The sequence below is a fragment of the Stenotrophomonas sp. OVS01A genome (assembly GCF_019969775.1).
Lineage (GTDB): Bacteria > Pseudomonadota > Gammaproteobacteria > Xanthomonadales > Xanthomonadaceae > Stenotrophomonas > Stenotrophomonas indicatrix.
This window is the reverse complement of sequence record NZ_JAHXYV010000002.1, coordinates 739,494-757,249: the sequence shown is the minus strand read 5'-3', so window position 1 is coordinate 757,249 and position 17,756 is coordinate 739,494. Positions and strand designations below refer to the sequence as shown.

Genomic DNA, 17,756 nt, shown 5'->3' with positions numbered 1-17,756 from the left:
CGCTTACCAGCGCGGGGTCTTGGTCAGCGGCGGCGCCTGGTGCTGGCGGTCATAGGCGCGCAGCTCATCACGGATGTGGGCGATGCGCTGGCGGCCGAGCGCGTTGCGGCTGTCATCCAGCACCACGCCATCGAGCAGTTCAGCCATGCGCTGCACGGTCGGCAGCATCTTCTCCCAGGCGTCCAGCGCGGTCAGCGGTGCCGGCAGGGTCAGGAAGAAGGCGATGGCCGGGGTTTCCATGGCGCGGATGTTGCCCATGTCGAAACTGCCCGGCTTCATGATGCTGGCCATCGAGAAAATCGGGCCTCGTTCGGGATGCCCCTCCACCAGCCGGTGGAAGACATTCATGTGGCCAAACACCAGGCCGGTCTTCTCCGCTGCCACGACGATGTCTTCGCCGCGCAGCTGCTCACCGGCGCGGGCGGCCACGAACAGCGAAACGATCTTGTCGAAATCCTGCGTCGCGCGCTTGCCCAGGTCGCTGGCCGCGCCATCGACATCGGGCAACCCCAGTTCGGCCTGCTCGACCGTCTCGCCCATGCCAGGCTCGACGCGGTCGCCGGCCACAGGCACGCCATCCTCGCCCAGCACCGGCTCGCGACGCTCGCCGCTGGTCGGTTCGGCGCTATCGAGGCGACGGCCCTGGGGCTTCTTTTTCGGGCGGCCAAACAGGAAGATCGCAGCGACCAACAGCAGGCCGGCGGCCAGGATGCCGATGCGCAACAGTGCCGTGTCGGACATTCGTTAGGTTCTCCGGCTAGTTCATTCAGGTAACTAGGATGGCACGTCAGGCCGCGCCCGCCAATCGCGCGGCTTCTTCCAGGTCCACGCTGACCAGGCGGCTGACTCCCGGCTCGCGCATCGTCACGCCCGACAACTGGTGCGCCGCTTCCATCGTGGCCTTGTTGTGGCTGACGAACAGGAACTGCACCTTCTCGCTCATTTCCTTGACCATGTTGGCCAGGCGGCCGACGTTGGCTTCATCCAGCGGCGCGTCCACCTCGTCCAGCAGGCAGAACGGTGCCGGGTTGAGCTGGAAGATCGCAAACACCAGCGCCACGGCGGTCATCGCCTTTTCGCCGCCGGACAGCAGCGAGATGCTCGACACGCGCTTGCCCGGGGGACGGGCCATGATGGTCACGCCGGTATCGAGAAGGTCTTCGCCGGTCAGCTCCAGGTAGGCGTGGCCGCCACCGAACAGGCGCGGATACAGCGCCTGCACACCGGCGTTGACACGGTCGAAGGTGTCCTTGAAGCGGCCCCGGGTTTCGCGGTCGATCTTGCGGATCGCATCTTCCAGGGTCTCCAGCGCGGTGGTCAGGTCCACGTGCTGCGCATCCAGATACTCCGAGCGCTGCGAGGCTTCGCCATACTCGTGGATCGCGGCCAGGTTGACCGGCTCCAGCCGGCGCATGCGACCGTCGATCTGGTGCACCGCCTGCTCCCAGTCGCCCAGGCGGGCCTCTTCGGGCAGCGCGTTGATTACATCCTGCAGCACGAAACCGGCCTTCTCCACTGCGCCCTGCAGGGTTTCGGCACTGAGTACCAGCGCCTGCTGGTCCAGCTTGCGCTGCGAGATGCGCTCGCGCTGGGACAGCGCCTGCTCGTCGCGCTGGTGGCGGGTCTGCTCGTAGTTGCGCAGTTCGGCATCGATGCCATCCAGCAACGTGCGCGCTTCGGTCAGCACGCGATCGGCACGGACACGCTCTTCCAGCGCGTTCTGGTGCTCGGCCTGCAGCGATTCGACCGGGGTATCGCCTTCGTCCAGCTGCGAATGCAGTTCGCCCAGGCGTGCATCAAGCTGGCCACGCTGCGTACTCATGCGTTCCAGCGCCTGGCTCAACGACGCCACCTGGGCGCGCTGTGATTCCAGGGTCAGGGCCAACGCGTGCGAGCGCTCGCGCACCGCACGGGCGGCGTCGCGGGCCAGATCACGCGCCTCGGTCAACTGACGGCGTTCGCCCTCCAGGCCCTGCCGGTTCGACTCCAGGTCACCCATGCTGTTGACCGCATTCTCCAACCGCGCACGCGCTTCACGCGCCTGCTCGCGATTGATGTCCAAGGTCTCCAGCAACTGGCTGAGCTCGCCTTCGATACGGTCGATGCGCGTACGTGCCGCCTCCACCTTGCCCTGCTGGCCCTGCAGCTGGCCGGCCAGTTCGGACACCGCGCGGTGCGCCAGGTACAGCGCACGCTGCGCATCCTCGCGCTGCTGTTCGGCGGCCAACAGGTGCTCGCGGAAACCGGCCAGCTGTTCTTCCAGTTCGGCTTCGCGCGATTGCAGCTGCTCGATCTGCTCGCGCAGTTCGTTGATTTCGCGTTCGCGCAGCAGCGCGCCCTGCTTGGCGGCGCCGGAGCGCGACACGCGCACCCAGCCCTCGCCCAGGCGTTCACCGCCCTGGGTGATGATGGAATCGCCCTCGGGCAGGCTGGCCTGCAGTGCATTGGCTTCGGCAAGGTCACGCGCGCCGTGCAGGCGCGCAAGCAGGCGCCGGATCGGCGCTGGTCCACGCACACGTGCAGCCAGCGAGGTCGGCGCGACCTTCAGGTCCGCACCGTCATTGGCAACCAGCGCGATGCGGCCTTCGCCCAGCTCACCCAACGCATCGACCAGGCTGGCCGGGTCGTCGACCAGCACGCCTTCGATCAATTGACCGAGCGCGCTTTCCACTGCGTTTTCCCAACCCGCATCAACATCCAGGCGCTCACCTACGCGCGCGGCCGAATCCAGCCCACGCGACTTCAGCCACGCCACCGCCGCGCCCTGCTCCTGGCCGAGTGCAGCCTGCTGCAGGGTTTCCAGCGAAGACAGGCGCCCGCGCAGGCCATTGACCTGCTTGCGCAGCTCGGCCAGCTCGTTCTGCCCGTTGCGCTGCTGCTCCTGCACGGCGGCGACACCGTGCTTGCGCTCCTCGACCTGCTCGGTCAGCTCATCCAGCGCGGTCTTCTGCGTATCGTGCTGCAGGTGCAGCTGCTCGAAGACTTCATCCAGTGCATCCACGTCCAGCCCGGCACGTTCGGCCGCCAGCGCTTCGCGGCGGCGATCGGCATCAAGGATCTGCTTGTCCAGGTAGTCCACGCGGGTGCGCTCGACCTCGCCGGCGCGCGAGGCTTCCGAGCTCTGCGAGGTGTGCTGCTCCCAACGCTGCTGCCAATCGGACAATCGCGCTTCAGCCTCACGCAGGCCTTCCTGCTTGATCTCGTTTTCTTCCTGCAGCGCTTCCAGCTGCGGGGTGGCCGCATCGACCGCTTCGCGCAGCACCATCAGCTTGGCCTCGTCGCCGCTGATGTGCTGGCCCAGTTCGGCCAGTGCCTGGCGGGTTTCATCGCGCGCCTTGTGCAGGCGCTGCGACAGTTCGCGCTGGTGCTGGATCTGCTGTTCGAGGCGGGCCAGCGTGCTGCCCACCTGGTAGACCTCGGCCTGCGCGGCATTGAGCGCGTCGGCAGCCTCCTCGCGGCGCACGCGGGAAGTCTCGATCCGCGCCTCAGCGTCGCGCTGGTCGGCAATCAGCTGCTGCAGCTTGGTTTCTTCCTGCGACAGCCCTTCGCGCAGCTTGGACAGGCGACCATCCAGGCCACGGTATTCCAGCGCCTTCCACTCCGCATCCTTGACCCGCCGCTCTTCCTGCAACGCCTGGTACTGCTCGGCCTGCTTGGCCTGCCGCTTGAGGTGCTCGAGCTGCTTGGTGATTTCCTCGCGCAGGTCGCCAAGGCGGTCCAGGTTCTCGCGGGTGTGGCGGATGCGGGTCTCGGTTTCCTTGCGGCGCTCCTTGTACTTGGAGATGCCGGCGGCCTCTTCCAGGTACACGCGCAGGTCTTCCGGGCGCGCTTCGATGATCTGGCTGATCATGCCCTGCTCGATGATCGAGTAGCTGCGCGGGCCCAGGCCGGTGCCGAGGAACAGGTCGGTGATGTCGCGACGGCGGCACTTGGTGCCGTTGAGGTAATAGTTGCTGCTGCCGTCACGGCTGACGGTACGCTTGACCGAGATCTCGTTGAACGAGGCGTACTCGCCGGAGATCGTGTGGTCGGAGTTGTCGAAGATCAGCTCGACGGTGGCCTGCGAGACCGGCTTGCGGGCATTGGAACCGGAGAAGATCACGTCGGTGAGCGAGTCACCACGCAGGCGGCTGGCCGAACTTTCGCCCATGACCCAACGCACCGCGTCGATGATGTTCGACTTGCCGCAGCCATTGGGGCCCACCACGCCGGTCATGTTGGTCGGCAGGTGCAGGGTGGTCGGATCGACGAAGGACTTGAAGCCGGACAGCTTGATCGTGGAAAGACGCATGGCGTGATTGGGTTCCGGGCAAGGGCCTTACGGCCGCCACCATAGTGGATGTCAGGTCAGCCAGCACCTCAAGCCCTTGATTTCAAAAGAATTCAACAAGGACAAGGGTGACGCAATGGAATGAGTATAGCGGGGCCAATGTTCCACGGGCGGGATGACCGTGGGAGGAGGCTCAGCGCTCACGCCCGCTCGTGCTTCCCGGCTCTGCCGGGGGCCGCCCCGTAAACCGACCCGGGTCCGGAAAATGAGGCCAACGCATTGATCTTCATGGATTCATCCAGGATCTGTCGGCACGGGCGCAGCAGGCCAAGCACCGGCCCGGCCGGACGGGCCGCCCCAAAACAAAACGGGCACCCTTGCGGGCGCCCGTTCTGGTGATACCAGGCCTTGCGGCGTGGGATCAGGCCTTTTCGGCTTCAACCACGACCTTGACGGTGGTCTCGACGTCCGCGTGCAGGTGCACCAGGACTTCGTACTCGCCAATGTTGCGGAAGGCGCCTTCGCCCAGGATGACTTCGCTCTTGCTCAGCGCCAGACCGGCAGCGGTGAAGGCATCGGCGATTTCGCGCGCGCCGACCGAGCCGTACAGCTTGCCTTCGGTCGAAGCGTTGGCGGCGACGGTCACGCTCGCGCCTTCCAGCTTGGCCTTGCGGGCTTCGGCTTCAGCGTGGATGGACTGGGCCTTGGCTTCGTAATCAGCGCGCTTGGCTTCGAACTCGGCCTTGTTGCTCTCGGTGGCCGGAACGGCCTTGCCCTGCGGCACGAGGAAGTTACGGCCGTAGCCCGGCTTCACGTCGACCAGGTCGCCCAGGTTGCCGAGGTTGGTGACTTTCTGCAGGAGGATCAGCTGCATGGTATTGCTCCAGATAAGTTATTCGTTAGCGAGGCGCGGGCCCCGCAACAAAGGCTGTCCGAATAGCTGGCACAGCGGGGGCAGCGCGAAGCTGCCCCGCCGGCATCAGACGTCGTGGTTGTCGGTGTACGGAATCAGGGCCAGGAAGCGAGCGCGCTTGACGGCGGTCGCCAGCTGACGCTGGTACTTCGACTTGGTACCGGTGACGCGGCTCGGCACGATCTTGCCGTTCTCGGTCAGGTACTGGCGCAGGGTGTTGAGATCCTTGTAGTCGATCTCCTTGACACCTTCGGCCGTGAACTTGCAGAACTTGCGGCGACGGAAGAACTTGGACATGTCAGTGCTCCTTAGGCGGCCGAAGCGGCGTCGTCGCCGGCATCGTTGTCAGCGGCGGGGGTGGTTTCGCCTTCTTCGTCATCACGACGACGACGCTCACCACGCTCGGGCTTGTCGCCCTTCTCGTCCTTGCTCTTCATGATCAGCGACTGCTCGGTGTCAGCCTCGTCACGCTTGATGACCAGGTTGCGCAGGACGGCGTCGTTGAAGCGGAAGCTTTCGGTCAGCTCGGTCAGCACGGCCTGGTCGACTTCGATGTTCAGCAGCACGTAGTGCGCCTTCACCAGGTTCTGGATCGGGTACGCCAGCTGGCGGCGGCCCCAGTCTTCCAGACGGTGGATGGTGCCGTTGCCGTTCTCGACCAGCGACTTGTAGCGCTCGATCATGGCCGGGACCTGCTCGCTCTGGTCCGGGTGGACCATGAACACGATTTCGTAATGACGACTCATGTTTTTCTACCTTTCGGATGTGGCCTTGCGGCCGGACAGCCCCCCGCCGTTGATACCGCGGTGGGGCAAGGGATCCTGCCAGGGAGGCAGGAAGCCGCGCATTATGGCGCAGATGGGGCTGCCGGGCAACCGGCGAGCCGCAGAGCGACCTGAACCTGGTAGCGCCGGGCCATGCCCGGCGAACGCGGAAACCGCCCCGGGCTACCCCAGGTCCACATGCAGGCGGTGCTGGCCGCATTGCAGGCACTGGAACAGGCAGCCAACCATCTCCCCGTCCCGGCTCAGGTGTTCCAGCAACCAGTCGGCGTCGCGCGGGTTGACCTCGGCCACGTCCGGCCGGACCTGGTCGAGGATGGGCAGGAGGTCCTCGCTGCCGGCAAAGCCGAGGAAGGCGCAGGGCCGTTCACAATGGCTCAGCCAGACCGATTGCTGCCAGGACGAGTAACCCGGGGTGCGCTCGCAGATCTCCAGCAACTGCCCGCGGGGAATGGTCGGTGGCGGATCGGCCGGGTCCGGCGACACCCCCTCGATATCGCTCCAGCCGGTGAATTCACCCTCGTAACTGGCCGCTGCCCTGCCATCGGCGATACACCAGGGGCACAGGTAATCGGGACGCAGAGGTGTGTAGAACGGCCCCCGGTAACGAAGCGTCCGCGACTGACCGCAGCAGTCACAGATCCCGTCGACCTCTTCGAAGGAGAGGGCGTAGGCGTTGGGGTGATAAATGAAAAGCGGTCGTTCCATCCGTGGATCCCTTCCCTGCCGACCAAGGTCGGCATCTACCAGAGCAGGTTCCGATAGCGCCGGACCACGTCCGGCGGACGCCAGAACCGGCCGTCAGGCCTTGTCGGCGTCGGTGGTGAAGCTCTCGCCGCAGCCGCACTCGGCGGTGGCATTCGGGTTGCTGAACGTGAAGGTCTCGCTCAGGCCGTGCTTGCCGAAGTCGATCACGGTGCCGTCCACCAGGGCCAGGCTCTTGGCATCGACATAGATCTTTACCCCGTCCTGGTCGAACACGGTGTCGTCCACGCGCTCCTCGCGGGCCAGGTCGGTGATGTGGCCCCAGCCCGAGCAGCCGGTCTTGGTCACGCCAAAACGCAGGCCCAGCGCGCCGGGGGTCTGGGCGACGAAGCGCTGCACGCGCTCGAAGGCAATAGGGGTCAGGCTGACAGCCATGGTGGATCACTCCAGAGGTACCGGGACATTATAGGGAGCCGATGACCGCAGAAATGCCTCGCAAGCAGAACGCTGCAACCGGTAAACTCCCGTGTTCATAGATCGAGTCGATCAGCAGAGGATTCAAGTCATGACGGTGGTCAGCGTTGAACATGCGCTTGCCGGGAAGATCCCGGAAGGTGGCGAAGTCACGGTACGCGGTTGGGTGCGCACGGTGCGCGGTTCAGCAAATCTGGCTTTCGTGAATGTGACCGACGGCTCCTGCTTCGCCCCGATCCAGGTCGTGGCCGGCGACGCGCTGGCCAACTTCGACGAGATCAAGCGCCTGACCACCGGCTGCTCGCTGGTGGCCACCGGCACGCTGGTGAAGTCGCAGGGCAAGGGCCAGTCGTTCGAGATCCAGGCCAGCGCGGTCGAGGTGGTCGGCTGGGTCGAAGACCCGCTCACCTACCCGATCCAGCCCAAGCCGATGACGCCGGAGTTCCTGCGTGAAGTGGCGCACCTGCGCCCGCGCACCAACCTGTTCGGCGCGGTCACCCGCATCCGCAACTGCCTGGCCCAGGCTGTGCACCGCTTCTTCCACGAGAACGGCTTCAACTGGATCAGCACCCCGATCATCACCACCTCCGACGCCGAAGGCGCCGGCCAGATGTTCCGCGTATCCACCCTGGACATGGTGAACCTGCCGCGTGACGCCCAGGGCGGGATCGACTTCAGCCGCGACTTCTTCGGCAAGGAAACCTTCCTGACCGTGTCCGGCCAGCTGAACGTCGAGGCCTACTGCCTGGCGCTGAGCAAGGTGTACACCTTCGGCCCGACCTTCCGCGCCGAGAACAGCCACACCACCCGCCACCTGGCGGAGTTCTGGATGATCGAGCCGGAAATCGCCTTCGCCGACCTGGCCGAAGACGCACGCCTGGCCGAGGAATTCCTGAAGTACCTGTTCCGCGCGGTGCTCAACGAGCGCGGCGACGACCTGGCCTTCATCGCCGAGCGCGTGGACAAGAACGCGATCACCAAGCTGGAAGACTTCATCAACGCGCCGTTCGAACGCATCGATTACACCGATGCGGTCAGCCTGCTGCAGAAGTCCGGAAAGAAGTTCGACTTCCCGGTCGAATGGGGCCTGGACCTGCAGACCGAGCACGAGCGCTGGCTGACCGAGGAACACGTCGGTCGCCCGGTGGTGGTGACCAACTACCCCGAGCACATCAAGGCCTTCTACATGCGCCTGAACGATGACGGCAAGACCGTCGCGGCAATGGACGTGCTGGCCCCGGGCATCGGCGAGATCATCGGTGGCAGCCAGCGCGAAGAGCGCCTGGACGTGCTGGATGCACGCATGGCGCAGTTCGGCCTGGATCGCGAGCACTACAGCTGGTACCGCGATTTCCGCCGCTACGGCTCGGTACCGCACGCTGGCTTCGGCCTGGGCTTCGAGCGCCTGGTGGTGTACGTCTGCGGTCTGTCCAACATCCGCGATGCGATCCCCTACCCGCGCGCCCCGGGCAGCGCGGACTTCTAAGCCCACACGCACGACCACGGAGGTACTGCCCCCATGACCCTGTTCTTCGCCCTGTGTTTCGTCGGCGTTGCAGTGGCCGGGTTCAGTGCCTTCGTGATTTTCTGGCCGCTGACCCTGGTGCATGTGCGCGATCGCCATCCGGCGCTGGCGCAGCGCTTCGGCAGTGGCGCCTTCCTCAAGCCCGATGCGCTGGGCTGGCTGCTGCGGCGCGAATACCGCACCCAGCCGGACCGCTCGCTGTCCGGGCTGGCGACGCCCGCCTGGGTATCGCTGCTGACCCTGCTGGCCGGACTGGGCATGGCTGCCCTGCTCTGGCTGGCCTCGCTCTGGTAAGACACACATGAACGACCTTTCCCACGTCCGCGACAGCTGGTGGCTGGCCAGCCTCGGCAACACCCTGATCTGGGCACGCCTGCGCATCCGCGAGGCCGGCACTGCCGAAGTGCTGGACAGCGATGGCAATACGCTGAGCTACGACAGCGAAGACACTGCACGCTCGCAGCTGTTCGATGCCGAGTTCGTCGAGTACGACGGCCTGGATGAAGAAGATGCGCTGGTGCGCGGCTTCTCGCTGCATGAAGTGCAGCCACCGCAGGCAGGCAGCGACGAAGGCCTGCGCGGGCGCATGGTGCAGTCGCTTGGCAGCCGCGCCTGAGGCCAACCGATGTTCACCCCGCGCGCTTTCGCCGAGACCGACCTGCTGTGGCTGGATCGCCTGCTGGCGCGTGATCCGTTCGTCACCGTGCTGACCGCCGGTGGCGATGGCCTGCCGGAACTGACCCGGCTGCCGGTGCTGTACCAGCGCAACGGCGACCACATCGAGCTGCGCGGCCACTGGGCCCGTGCCAACCCGCAGGCATGCCACAGCGGTGCGGCCAAGGTGCTGGTGGACGGGCCGCATGGCTATGTATCGGCCAGCTGGTACCCGGACAAGGAACCGATGGCACGGGTGCCCACCTGGAACTACGCCGCCGCCGAGCTGCGCGGCCAGTTGCAGCCCTTCGACGATACCGATGCCCTGGCCCAGCTGGTCAGCGATACCGGCGACCACTTCGAAGCCAGCGTCGGCCAGGACTGGCGGTTCGAACCCGAGCGTGACGACCACCGCCGCCAGCTGCGCGGCATCGTCGGCTTCCGTTTTACCGTCGAACAGGTGCAGCTGACGCTGAAGCTGAGCCAGAACCACCCCGAGGCCAACCAGCAGGCGGTGATGGCCGAACTGGAACGCCTGGACAATCCCCATTCCACCGAACTGGCGCAGTGGATGCGCCGGTATCGCGACGAAGCCGCCGCAGGCAGCTGAGCGCTCTGTTTCCCGCGACGACGCGACCAGAACGGCCGCGCCTTGCCCCCACCCGACGTCAGGGACCCCGAACATGAAAGACATCCACAAGCTGCTGCAGAACAACCGCGAATGGGCTGACCGGATCGAGAAGGAAGATCCTGACTTCTTCCATCAGCTGGCCAAGCAGCAGCATCCGGAATACCTGTGGATCGGCTGTTCCGATTCGCGCGTGCCGGCCAACCAGATCATCGGCATGGCCCCGGGTGAGGTGTTCGTGCATCGCAACGTGGCCAATGTGGTGGTGCATACCGACCTGAACTGCCTCAGCGTGATCCAGTACGCCGTGGACCAGCTGAAGGTGAAGCACATCCTGATCGTTGGCCATTACGGCTGCGGCGGCGTGCACGCCAGCCTGAACAACACGCGGGTGGGCCTGGCCGACAACTGGCTGCGCCATGTCGGTGACGTGGCACAGAAGCACGCCGCGATCATGGATGCGATCGAGGAGCCGGAGCTGAAGCATGCCCGCCTGTGCGAACTGAACGTGATCGAGCAGGTGGTCAACGCCTGCCGCTCGACGATCGTGCAGGACGCTTGGGCCCGCGGCCAGAAGCTGATGGTGCACGGCTGGGTGTACAGCCTGAAGGACGGCCGCGTGCGCGAAATGGGCATCGACGTGGGCGCACCGGAAGAACTGCAGCCGGCCTACGAGAAGGCCCTGTCCTACGTTCCGCGCCGCGGCCGGCGCGACTGACCCTCCCTTACGGATACCCCCATGCTTGCCTCCCCCATCAACCTGCTGGGCTGGATCGAGGAAAACCGGCATCTGTTGAAGCCGCCGGTCGGCAACAAGATGATCGACAACGGCGATTTCATCGTGATGGTGGTCGGCGGGCCGAACAGCCGCACCGATTTCCACTACGACGAAGGCCCGGAGTGGTTCTACCAGCTGGAAGGCGAGATGGTGCTGAAGGTGCAGGAGGATGGCGCGGTGCGCGATATCCCGATCCGTGCCGGCGAAATCTTCCTGCTGCCGGGCAAGGTGCCGCACTCACCGCGGCGCCCGCCCGGTGGCATCGGCCTGGTGGTCGAGCGCAAGCGCCTGCCGCATGAACGCGATGGCGTGATCTGGCATTGCGAGCGCTGCAACCACAAGCTGTACGAAGAGTACTTCACGCTGCAGAACATCGAGACCGACCTGCCGAAGGTGTTCGCGCACTACCAGGCCAGCCTGGAACTGCGCACCTGCAGCGCGTGCGGCCACGTGGATCCGTTGCCGGCGCCAGTGGATTGAACGTTCGCCGGGCATGGCCCGGCGCTACCCAAGCACGCGACCTCCGGGTAGCGCCGGGCCATGCCCGGCGAGCGTACCGCGAGGCATCATGCATGCCCCAGGCGCTACACTGGCAACCCCGTTGCAGCCTGTTGCCCGACCATGTCCGACCTGCTCAGCCGCACACACGCCATTGCCCTTGATGCCGCCGATCCGCTGCGGCCGTTGCGGCAGGAATTCCTGATTCCGCGCCACGGTGGCGGTGAGCAGACCTACTTCGTCGGCAACTCGTTGGGCCTGCAGCCGCGCGGCGCACAGGCTGCAGTGCAGGAAGTGATGAAGCAGTGGGGCGAACTGGCGGTGGAAGGCCACTTCACCGGGCCGACCCAATGGCTGTCATACCACCGCCTGGTCAGCGCACAGCTGGCCCGCGTGGTCGGTGCGCTGCCCAGCGAAGTGGTGGCAATGAACACGCTGAGCGTGAACCTGCACCTGATGATGGTCAGCTTCTACCGGCCCACGGCCGAACGCCCGGTGATCCTGATGGAAGCCGGCGCGTTCCCGACCGACCGCCATGCGGTGGAAGCACAGATCCGCTTCCATGGCTTCGACCCGGCCGACTGCCTGGTGGAAGTGCAACCGGATGAAGCCAACGGCACGATCTCGATGGCCGCCATCGAACGCGCGATCGCCGCGCACGGTCCGCGCCTGGCGCTGGTGCTGTGGCCCGGCGTGCAATACCGCAGCGGCCAGGCCTTCGACCTCGATGCGATCACCCGCGCAGCGCGTCTGCAGGGCGCGCGCATCGGCTTCGACCTGGCGCACTCGGTCGGCAACCTGCCGCTGCGCCTGCATGACGTCGCCCCGGATTTTGCCGTGTGGTGCCACTACAAGTACCTCAACAGCGGTCCCGGCGCAGTAGCCGGTGCCTTCGTGCACGAGCGCCATCATCGCGACACCACGCTGCCGCGCTTTGCCGGCTGGTGGGGCCACGACGAAGCCACCCGCTTCCAGATGGCACCGCAGTTCACGCCGGCGGTCGGTGCCGAGGGCTGGCAGCTGAGTAACCCGCCGATCCTCGGCCTGGCGCCACTGCGGGCATCGCTGGACCTGTTCGAACGCGCTGGCATGGAATCGCTGCGCAGCAAGTCGCTGGCACTGACCGGCATGCTCGACGCACTGGTACGCGCGCGCCTGCCGCAGGTGCTGGAGATCGTCACCCCGGCCGAGCCGGAGCGCCGCGGCTGCCAGCTGTCGCTGCGGGTGATCGGCGGCCGCGAGCGTGGACGCGCCCTGTTCGAACACCTGCGCGCCATCGGCGTGCTGGGTGACTGGCGCGAACCGGACGTGATCCGCATCTCGCCCACCCCGCTCTACAACCGCTACCTCGACGTGCACCACTTCGTCGAGGAAGTGGAAGCCTGGGCTGGCCTGTAAGCCGCCCTCCCCTACTGCTGGACAGTTCGTTGATCGCACATGCATCCCGCTCGCTGAGCATTGTCGGCGCCGGCCTGGCCGGATCCCTGCTGGCCATCCTGCTGTCACGGCAGGGCTGGCGCATCACCCTGTACGAACGCCGTGGCGATCCGCGCATCGCCGATTACGAAAGCGGCCGTTCGATCAACCTGGCCCTGGCCGAGCGCGGGCGCAACGCGTTGCGCCAGGCCGGCGTGGAAGACGAAGTGATGGCGCGTGCGGTGATGATGCGCGGGCGCATGGTGCATCCGCGCGAGGGCGAGCCGCAGCTGCAGCGTTATGGTCGCGACGACAGCGAAGTGATCTGGTCGATCCATCGCAGCGACCTGAATACCACGCTGCTGGAACTGGCCGAGCAGGCCGGCGCCACCGTGCATTTCCACCGCCGCCTGCACACCGTCGATTTCGATGCCGGCTACGCACGCTTCATCGATGATCGTGACGACAGCCCGCACGATATCCGCTTCGATACGCTGGTGGGTGCCGACGGCGCCGGCTCGGCGCTGCGTGCGGCGATGAACCGGCGCGAACCGCTGGGCGAGGACATTGCCTTCCTCGACCATTCCTACAAGGAACTGGAGATTCCGCCGAGCGACGATGGCGGCTTCCGCATCGAGCGCAATGCCCTGCATATCTGGCCGCGTGGCCACTACATGTGCATCGCCCTGCCCAACCACGAGGGCACGTTCACCGTCACCCTGTTCCTGCCCAACGATGGCGATCCGAGCTTCGCCACGGTCACCACCGGCGCCCAGGCCGAAGCGCTGTTCGCGCGTGAGTTCGCCGATACCCTGCCGCTGATTCCCAACCTGCGTGCAGACTGGGAGCAGCATCCGCCCGGCCTGCTCGGCACCCTCACCCTGCAACGCTGGCACCAGCAGGCACGTGCCGTGCTGATCGGTGACGCCGCGCATGCGATGGTGCCGTTCCACGGCCAGGGCATGAACTGCGCGTTCGAGGACTGCGTGGCGCTGGCCCGCCATCTGATGGAGGCGGATGACCTGCAAAGTGCGTTCGCCGCATTCGAGGCCGAGCGCAAGCCGAACGCGCGTGCGATCCAGCAGATGGCGCTGGAAAACTATCTGGAGATGCGTGACAGGGTGGCCGATCCGGCCTTCCTGCTGCAGCGTGAGCTGGAACAGGAACTGCAGCGGCGCTGGCCCACGCGTTTCGTCCCGCACTACACGATGGTGACGTTCCTGCACACGCCCTATGCCGAGGCACTGCGCCGCACCGACCTCCAGCGCGCGATGCTGATCGCCGCCACCGCAGGCCACGACACCCTGGACAACATCGACTGGAACGCACTGCAGGCGCAGATCCATGCGCAGCTGCCGGTGCTGGAGGGCGCGCACTGATGGCCGACAGCTTCCTGTTCTACGACCTGGAAACCTTCGGCCAGGATCCACGTCGTACCCGTATCTCCCAGTACGCGGCAATCCGTACCGACAGCGACCTCAATGAGATCGATACGCCGGTCAGCTTCTTCGTTCGCCCAGCCGATGATCTGCTGCCCTCGCCGATGGCGACGATGGTCACCGGCATCACTCCGCAGCAGGCGCTGGCTGAAGGCATCAGCGAAGCCGACGCGTTCGATCGCATCAACGAGCAGCTCTCGCGTCCCGGTACCTGCGCACTGGGCTACAACACCCTGCGCTTCGACGACGAGTTCATCCGCTACGGCCTGTTCCGCAACTTCCACGACCCGTACGAACGCGAGTGGCGCAACGGCAACTCGCGCTGGGACCTGCTGGACATGCTGCGGCTGATGCATGCCATCCGCCCGGACGGCATCCACTGGCCCAAGCGCGAGGACGGCGCCACCTCGTTCAAGCTGGAGCATCTGGCCGAGGCCAACGGCGTGCGCGAGGGCGATGCCCACGAAGCGCTGTCGGACGTGCGCGCGACGATCGGCATGGCGCGCCTGTTCAAGCAGTCGCAGCCGCGCCTGTGGGACTACGCGCTGAAGCTGCGCGACAAGCGTTTCGTCGGCAGCCTGCTCGACATCACTGCATTGAAGCCGGTGCTGCATATCTCGATGCGCTACCCGGCCAGCCGCCTGTGCGCGGCACCGGTGTTGCCGCTGGCGGTACATCCGACCATCAACAACCGGGTGATCGTGTTCGATCTCGACGGCGACATCGATGACCTGCTGGAACTGCCCGCCGAAGTGATCGCCCAGCGCCTGTACCTGCGCGCCAGCGAACTGCCCGAAGGCGTGGCCCGGGTGCCGTTGAAGGAAGTGCACCTGAACAAGGTGCCGGCGCTGGTGGCCTGGAACCACCTGCGCGCTGATGACCACGCACGACTCGGGCTGGACGTGGCGGCGATCGAAGCCAAGGCCGAACGCCTGCGCGCGTTCGCGCCGCAGTTGGCCGAGAAGGCGCGCCAGGTCTACAACCAGCCGCGCGCGGCGAGCGTTTCCGATGTGGATGCATCGCTGTACGACGGCTTCCTCGGCGCCGGCGACAAGCCGCTGCTGGCACTGGCACGGACCACGCCCGCCGAGCAGCTGGCCGCACTGGAAGGTCGCTTCCGCGATCCGCGCCTGCCGGAACTGCTGTTCCGCTATCGCGCCCGCAATCATCCCGACAGCCTCGCACCGGAAGAACGCGAGCGCTGGAAAGCCTATCGCCGCCAGCGCCTGTTCGGCGAGGAAGGCATGGGCGAACTCAACCTGGCCCAGTTCCAGCAGCAGCTCGACGCGCTGGCAGCCGAGGCGCCCGACGATGCCCGCCGCGCCGCGCTGCTGCAATCGCTGCGTGACTGGGGCCAGCACCTGCAGGAGGACCTGTGAGCACCTATTTTTCCGATGCCAGTTTCAAGTTCCTGCTCAGCCTGGCGCTGCACAACGACAAGACCTGGTTCAACGACCATCGCCAGCAGTACGAAGACCACGTGCGGCAGCCGTTCCTGCGCCTGCTGGGCGACCTGCAGCCGGCCCTGGCCGAGGTCAGCGGACACTTCCGCGCAGACACGCGTGGCGTGGGCGGCTCGTTGTTCCGCATCCACCGCGACGCGCGTTTCTCCAACGATAAATCGCCCTACAAGACCTGGCAGGGTGCGCGCCTGTTCCATGAGCGCCGCCGTGAAGTGGCCGCGCCCTCGTTCTACGTGCATCTGCAGCCGGGCGAGAGCTTCGTCGGTGCCGGGCTGTGGCATCCCGAACCGGAAACCCAGCGCCGCGTCCGCCACTTCATCCTCGACAACCCCGGCAGCTGGAAGGCGGCTGCGCACGCACCGGCGCTGCGCAGGCGTTTCGACTTCGAGGAAACCGAGAAGCTGGTGCGCCCACCGCGCGGCTTCCCGGCCGACTTCGAGTTCATCGATGACCTCAAGCACCGCAACTGGGTGATGTGGCGTTCGCTGGACGATGCCACGATGACCGGCCCGCGCCTGCTGTCCACGCTCGGCAAGGACCTGGCGGCGCTGGGCCCGTTCGTGGACTACCTGTGTGCCGCGCTGGATCTGGAGTTCTGATGGCACTGGCGCGACAACGCCGCACGCTGGGCCGCACGAACCTGGCCGTTTCGCCGATCGGTCTGGGCTGTTCCGGTTTCTGGGGACACCACCGTTTCCCCGAGGCAGCGGCGGCCGAGGTGGTCGAGCACGCCCTGGCGCATGGCGTGAACCTGCTCGATACGGGCCATAACTACTCGGGCTTCCACGCCGAACCACGTCTGGGCCGGATCCTGCGTCCCCTGCTCGCGCGCTACCCGCGGCATTCACTGGTCATCTCCAGCAAGGGCGGCACGCTGACCGGCCAGGCCGGCATCAGCGGCGCCGAGCAGCGCAACTTCTCGGCCGCAGCGATCACCACCAGTTGCGAAGCCTCGCTGCGCAATCTCGGCCTGGACTACCTCGATATCTACCAGTTGCACGGCGCCAGCGAGCACGACATCAACGATGACCTGCTGGCCGCCCTGCAGCGCTTGCGGCAACGCGGCCTGATCCGACACACCGGCATCAATACACATTCCGCATCGACATTGCGCTGGATGATCGCCAATCCGACGCTCTTCGACGTGGTTCTACTGGACTACAACGCCCTCCAGCAGGACCGCGAGCCCCTGATCGACCAGCTGCAGGCAGCCGGCATCGGTGTGCTGGCTGGCACGGTACTGGCACAGGGCCATCTGCTGCCCGCGCGACCACGGCTGCCGCGCCTGGCCGACGCCTGGTACCTGGCCCGCGCCTGGCTCAAGCCGAGCAGCCGGCAATTGATGCGCAGCGCACGCCAGATGCGCAGGGCTGTCGCCGCCATCCACAGCCAGCGTCCCGCCCAGACCGCCTTCGCCTATGCACTGGGCCACCCTGGCGTGGCCAGCGGCATTCTCGGCACCACCCGCACCCAGAGCCTGGACGAAGTACTGGCGACGCGACTGGACGCGTTGACCGTGGCAGAGCGCCAGCTGCTGATCGACGCATTCGGAGATGGCCGCGGCTCGCCCAGTCATTGAGCCTTCACCCCTTACTGCGGCGGTTGCGGCAGTCTGGGCCTCATGAAGAAACTTACTGCACTCGCAATCCTGCTGGTCATGGCCTTGGCGGCCTGGTGGTTCGGCGGCCCCTACCTGACCGTGCATGGCCTGTCCAAGGCCATCGAACAACGGGACACCGCCCGTCTGGAGCGCTACGTGGATTTCCCACGCGTGCGTACCAGCCTGCGCGCCCAGCTCAATGACTACCTGGTGCGCCAGGCCGGCCCCGAGGTGGCTGCCAGTCCCTTCGGTGCCCTGCTGTACGGGCTGGGTGATCAGTTGGGTGGCGCCGCGGTGGACACGATGGTCACGCCCACCGGCATCGGCGCGATGTTGCAGGGCCACGTCCTGTGGAAGCGCGGCCGCAACGAACTGCAGGGCGGCGAGGCCTTGGGTGCAACCGAGCCGGCGCGACCGCTGAAGAACGCCGAACACCACTTCGAAGCCCTGGACCGCTTCGTGGTCGACGTCGATCGCGGGCCCGGCCAGCAACCGTTGAAGGTAGTGCTGGAACCGCAGGGCCTGCGCTGGAAGGTGGTGGACCTGCAGCTGGGGATGTCAGGCAGCCCGTAACCGGTAGCGCCGGGCCATGCCCGGCGTTTCCATGGGCG

At 66.2% G+C, this 17,756-nt stretch carries 19 protein-coding genes; 12 read left to right on the top strand and 7 right to left on the bottom strand.

Features of this window, described 5'->3' with window-relative positions; all coding sequences use genetic code 11:
- Positions 1-3 precede the first annotated feature (3 nt).
- The 7 genes from zipA to LC407_RS12230 form a co-directional block, all read right to left on the bottom strand.
- Positions 4-741 carry a cell division protein ZipA gene (gene zipA / locus LC407_RS12260; protein ID WP_025876911.1) on the bottom strand — a complete coding sequence of 246 codons (738 nt, stop codon included), beginning with the start codon at positions 739-741 and terminating at the stop codon, positions 4-6.
- Between the two features lie 46 nt (positions 742-787).
- Entirely contained in the window at positions 788-4,291 is a 3,504-nt protein-coding gene (gene smc, locus LC407_RS12255; protein ID WP_025876909.1) for a chromosome segregation protein SMC, read from the bottom strand.
- A gap of 400 nt (positions 4,292-4,691) precedes the next feature.
- Positions 4,692-5,144, bottom strand: coding sequence for a 50S ribosomal protein L9 (gene rplI, locus LC407_RS12250; RefSeq protein ID WP_025876905.1), 453 nt, complete (start codon positions 5,142-5,144; stop codon positions 4,692-4,694).
- Positions 5,145-5,249: 105 nt separating this feature from the next.
- Entirely contained in the window at positions 5,250-5,480 is a 231-nt protein-coding gene (rpsR, locus tag LC407_RS12245; RefSeq protein WP_002804494.1) for a 30S ribosomal protein S18, read from the bottom strand.
- A gap of 11 nt (positions 5,481-5,491) precedes the next feature.
- Complete coding sequence (gene rpsF, locus LC407_RS12240) at positions 5,492-5,929, bottom strand: 30S ribosomal protein S6 (protein WP_025876882.1); 438 nt, start codon at positions 5,927-5,929, stop codon at positions 5,492-5,494.
- Positions 5,930-6,130: 201 nt separating this feature from the next.
- A complete protein-coding gene (locus tag LC407_RS12235) occupies positions 6,131-6,673 on the bottom strand; it encodes a CbrC family protein (protein WP_154880831.1) in 543 nt (180 codons plus the stop codon).
- Positions 6,674-6,766: 93 nt separating this feature from the next.
- Positions 6,767-7,105 carry an iron-sulfur cluster assembly accessory protein gene (locus LC407_RS12230; RefSeq protein WP_088101683.1) on the bottom strand — a complete coding sequence of 113 codons (339 nt, stop codon included), beginning with the start codon at positions 7,103-7,105 and terminating at the stop codon, positions 6,767-6,769.
- A gap of 130 nt (positions 7,106-7,235) precedes the next feature.
- Here LC407_RS12230 and asnS point away from each other — a divergent pair, with 130 nt between their 5' ends.
- The 12 genes from asnS to LC407_RS12170 all read left to right on the top strand — a co-directional run bounded on the left by asnS (position 7,236) and on the right by LC407_RS12170 (position 17,718).
- Complete coding sequence (gene asnS, locus LC407_RS12225) at positions 7,236-8,630, top strand: asparagine--tRNA ligase (RefSeq protein WP_012511556.1); 1,395 nt, start codon at positions 7,236-7,238, stop codon at positions 8,628-8,630.
- 33 nt (positions 8,631-8,663) lie between these two features.
- Complete coding sequence (locus LC407_RS12220; RefSeq protein ID WP_006376524.1) at positions 8,664-8,963, top strand: hypothetical protein; 300 nt, start codon at positions 8,664-8,666, stop codon at positions 8,961-8,963.
- A 7-nt stretch (positions 8,964-8,970) separates the two neighbouring features.
- On the top strand, positions 8,971-9,285 hold the full coding sequence (locus tag LC407_RS12215; protein WP_025876872.1) for a hypothetical protein: 315 nt from the start codon (positions 8,971-8,973) through the stop codon (positions 9,283-9,285).
- Between the two features lie 9 nt (positions 9,286-9,294).
- The gene (locus LC407_RS12210) at positions 9,295-9,933 is read left to right on the top strand and encodes an FMN-binding negative transcriptional regulator (RefSeq protein ID WP_223482881.1); all 639 of its coding nucleotides are present in this window, start codon (positions 9,295-9,297) and stop codon (positions 9,931-9,933) included.
- Between the two features lie 73 nt (positions 9,934-10,006).
- Positions 10,007-10,669 carry a carbonate dehydratase gene (can, locus tag LC407_RS12205; protein WP_006376530.1) on the top strand — a complete coding sequence of 221 codons (663 nt, stop codon included), beginning with the start codon at positions 10,007-10,009 and terminating at the stop codon, positions 10,667-10,669.
- A 21-nt stretch (positions 10,670-10,690) separates the two neighbouring features.
- On the top strand, positions 10,691-11,209 hold the full coding sequence (locus LC407_RS12200; RefSeq protein ID WP_033831501.1) for a 3-hydroxyanthranilate 3,4-dioxygenase: 519 nt from the start codon (positions 10,691-10,693) through the stop codon (positions 11,207-11,209).
- Positions 11,210-11,350: 141 nt separating this feature from the next.
- Positions 11,351-12,625 (top strand): kynureninase, encoded by a 1,275-nt coding sequence (gene kynU, locus LC407_RS12195; protein WP_093819065.1) that lies wholly within the window; start codon positions 11,351-11,353, stop codon positions 12,623-12,625.
- A 29-nt stretch (positions 12,626-12,654) separates the two neighbouring features.
- A complete protein-coding gene (locus LC407_RS12190; protein ID WP_105164349.1) occupies positions 12,655-14,022 on the top strand; it encodes an NAD(P)/FAD-dependent oxidoreductase in 1,368 nt (455 codons plus the stop codon).
- Positions 14,022-15,461: an exodeoxyribonuclease I gene (sbcB, locus tag LC407_RS12185; protein ID WP_223482880.1), complete on the top strand. Its 1,440-nt coding sequence runs from the start codon at positions 14,022-14,024 to the stop codon at positions 15,459-15,461. Before LC407_RS12190 ends, sbcB begins: the two co-directional genes overlap by 1 nt.
- Positions 15,458-16,144 carry a DUF2461 domain-containing protein gene (locus LC407_RS12180; RefSeq protein WP_223482879.1) on the top strand — a complete coding sequence of 229 codons (687 nt, stop codon included), beginning with the start codon at positions 15,458-15,460 and terminating at the stop codon, positions 16,142-16,144. The genes sbcB and LC407_RS12180 overlap by 4 nt, the downstream gene beginning before the upstream one ends.
- Positions 16,144-17,124 (top strand): aldo/keto reductase, encoded by a 981-nt coding sequence (locus LC407_RS12175; protein ID WP_025876856.1) that lies wholly within the window; start codon positions 16,144-16,146, stop codon positions 17,122-17,124. The genes LC407_RS12180 and LC407_RS12175 overlap by 1 nt, the downstream gene beginning before the upstream one ends.
- Positions 17,125-17,166: 42 nt before the next feature.
- Entirely contained in the window at positions 17,167-17,718 is a 552-nt protein-coding gene (locus LC407_RS12170; protein WP_223482878.1) for a DUF2939 domain-containing protein, read from the top strand.
- Positions 17,719-17,756 lie beyond the last annotated feature (38 nt).

Coding starts and splice junctions, on each gene's coding strand:
- zipA (WP_025876911.1), bottom strand. CDS start 741: ATGTCCGACACGGCACTGTTGCGCATCGGCATCCTGGCCGCCGGCCTG.
- smc (WP_025876909.1), bottom strand. CDS start 4,291: ATGCGTCTTTCCACGATCAAGCTGTCCGGCTTCAAGTCCTTCGTCGAT.
- rplI (WP_025876905.1), bottom strand. CDS start 5,144: ATGCAGCTGATCCTCCTGCAGAAAGTCACCAACCTCGGCAACCTGGGC.
- rpsR (WP_002804494.1), bottom strand. CDS start 5,480: ATGTCCAAGTTCTTCCGTCGCCGCAAGTTCTGCAAGTTCACGGCCGAA.
- rpsF (WP_025876882.1), bottom strand. CDS start 5,929: ATGAGTCGTCATTACGAAATCGTGTTCATGGTCCACCCGGACCAGAGC.
- LC407_RS12235 (WP_154880831.1), bottom strand. CDS start 6,673: ATGGAACGACCGCTTTTCATTTATCACCCCAACGCCTACGCCCTCTCC.
- LC407_RS12230 (WP_088101683.1), bottom strand. CDS start 7,105: ATGGCTGTCAGCCTGACCCCTATTGCCTTCGAGCGCGTGCAGCGCTTC.
- asnS (WP_012511556.1), top strand. CDS start 7,236: ATGACGGTGGTCAGCGTTGAACATGCGCTTGCCGGGAAGATCCCGGAA.
- LC407_RS12220 (WP_006376524.1), top strand. CDS start 8,664: ATGACCCTGTTCTTCGCCCTGTGTTTCGTCGGCGTTGCAGTGGCCGGG.
- LC407_RS12215 (WP_025876872.1), top strand. CDS start 8,971: ATGAACGACCTTTCCCACGTCCGCGACAGCTGGTGGCTGGCCAGCCTC.
- LC407_RS12210 (WP_223482881.1), top strand. CDS start 9,295: ATGTTCACCCCGCGCGCTTTCGCCGAGACCGACCTGCTGTGGCTGGAT.
- can (WP_006376530.1), top strand. CDS start 10,007: ATGAAAGACATCCACAAGCTGCTGCAGAACAACCGCGAATGGGCTGAC.
- LC407_RS12200 (WP_033831501.1), top strand. CDS start 10,691: ATGCTTGCCTCCCCCATCAACCTGCTGGGCTGGATCGAGGAAAACCGG.
- kynU (WP_093819065.1), top strand. CDS start 11,351: ATGTCCGACCTGCTCAGCCGCACACACGCCATTGCCCTTGATGCCGCC.
- sbcB (WP_223482880.1), top strand. CDS start 14,022: ATGGCCGACAGCTTCCTGTTCTACGACCTGGAAACCTTCGGCCAGGAT.
- LC407_RS12175 (WP_025876856.1), top strand. CDS start 16,144: ATGGCACTGGCGCGACAACGCCGCACGCTGGGCCGCACGAACCTGGCC.
- LC407_RS12170 (WP_223482878.1), top strand. CDS start 17,167: ATGAAGAAACTTACTGCACTCGCAATCCTGCTGGTCATGGCCTTGGCG.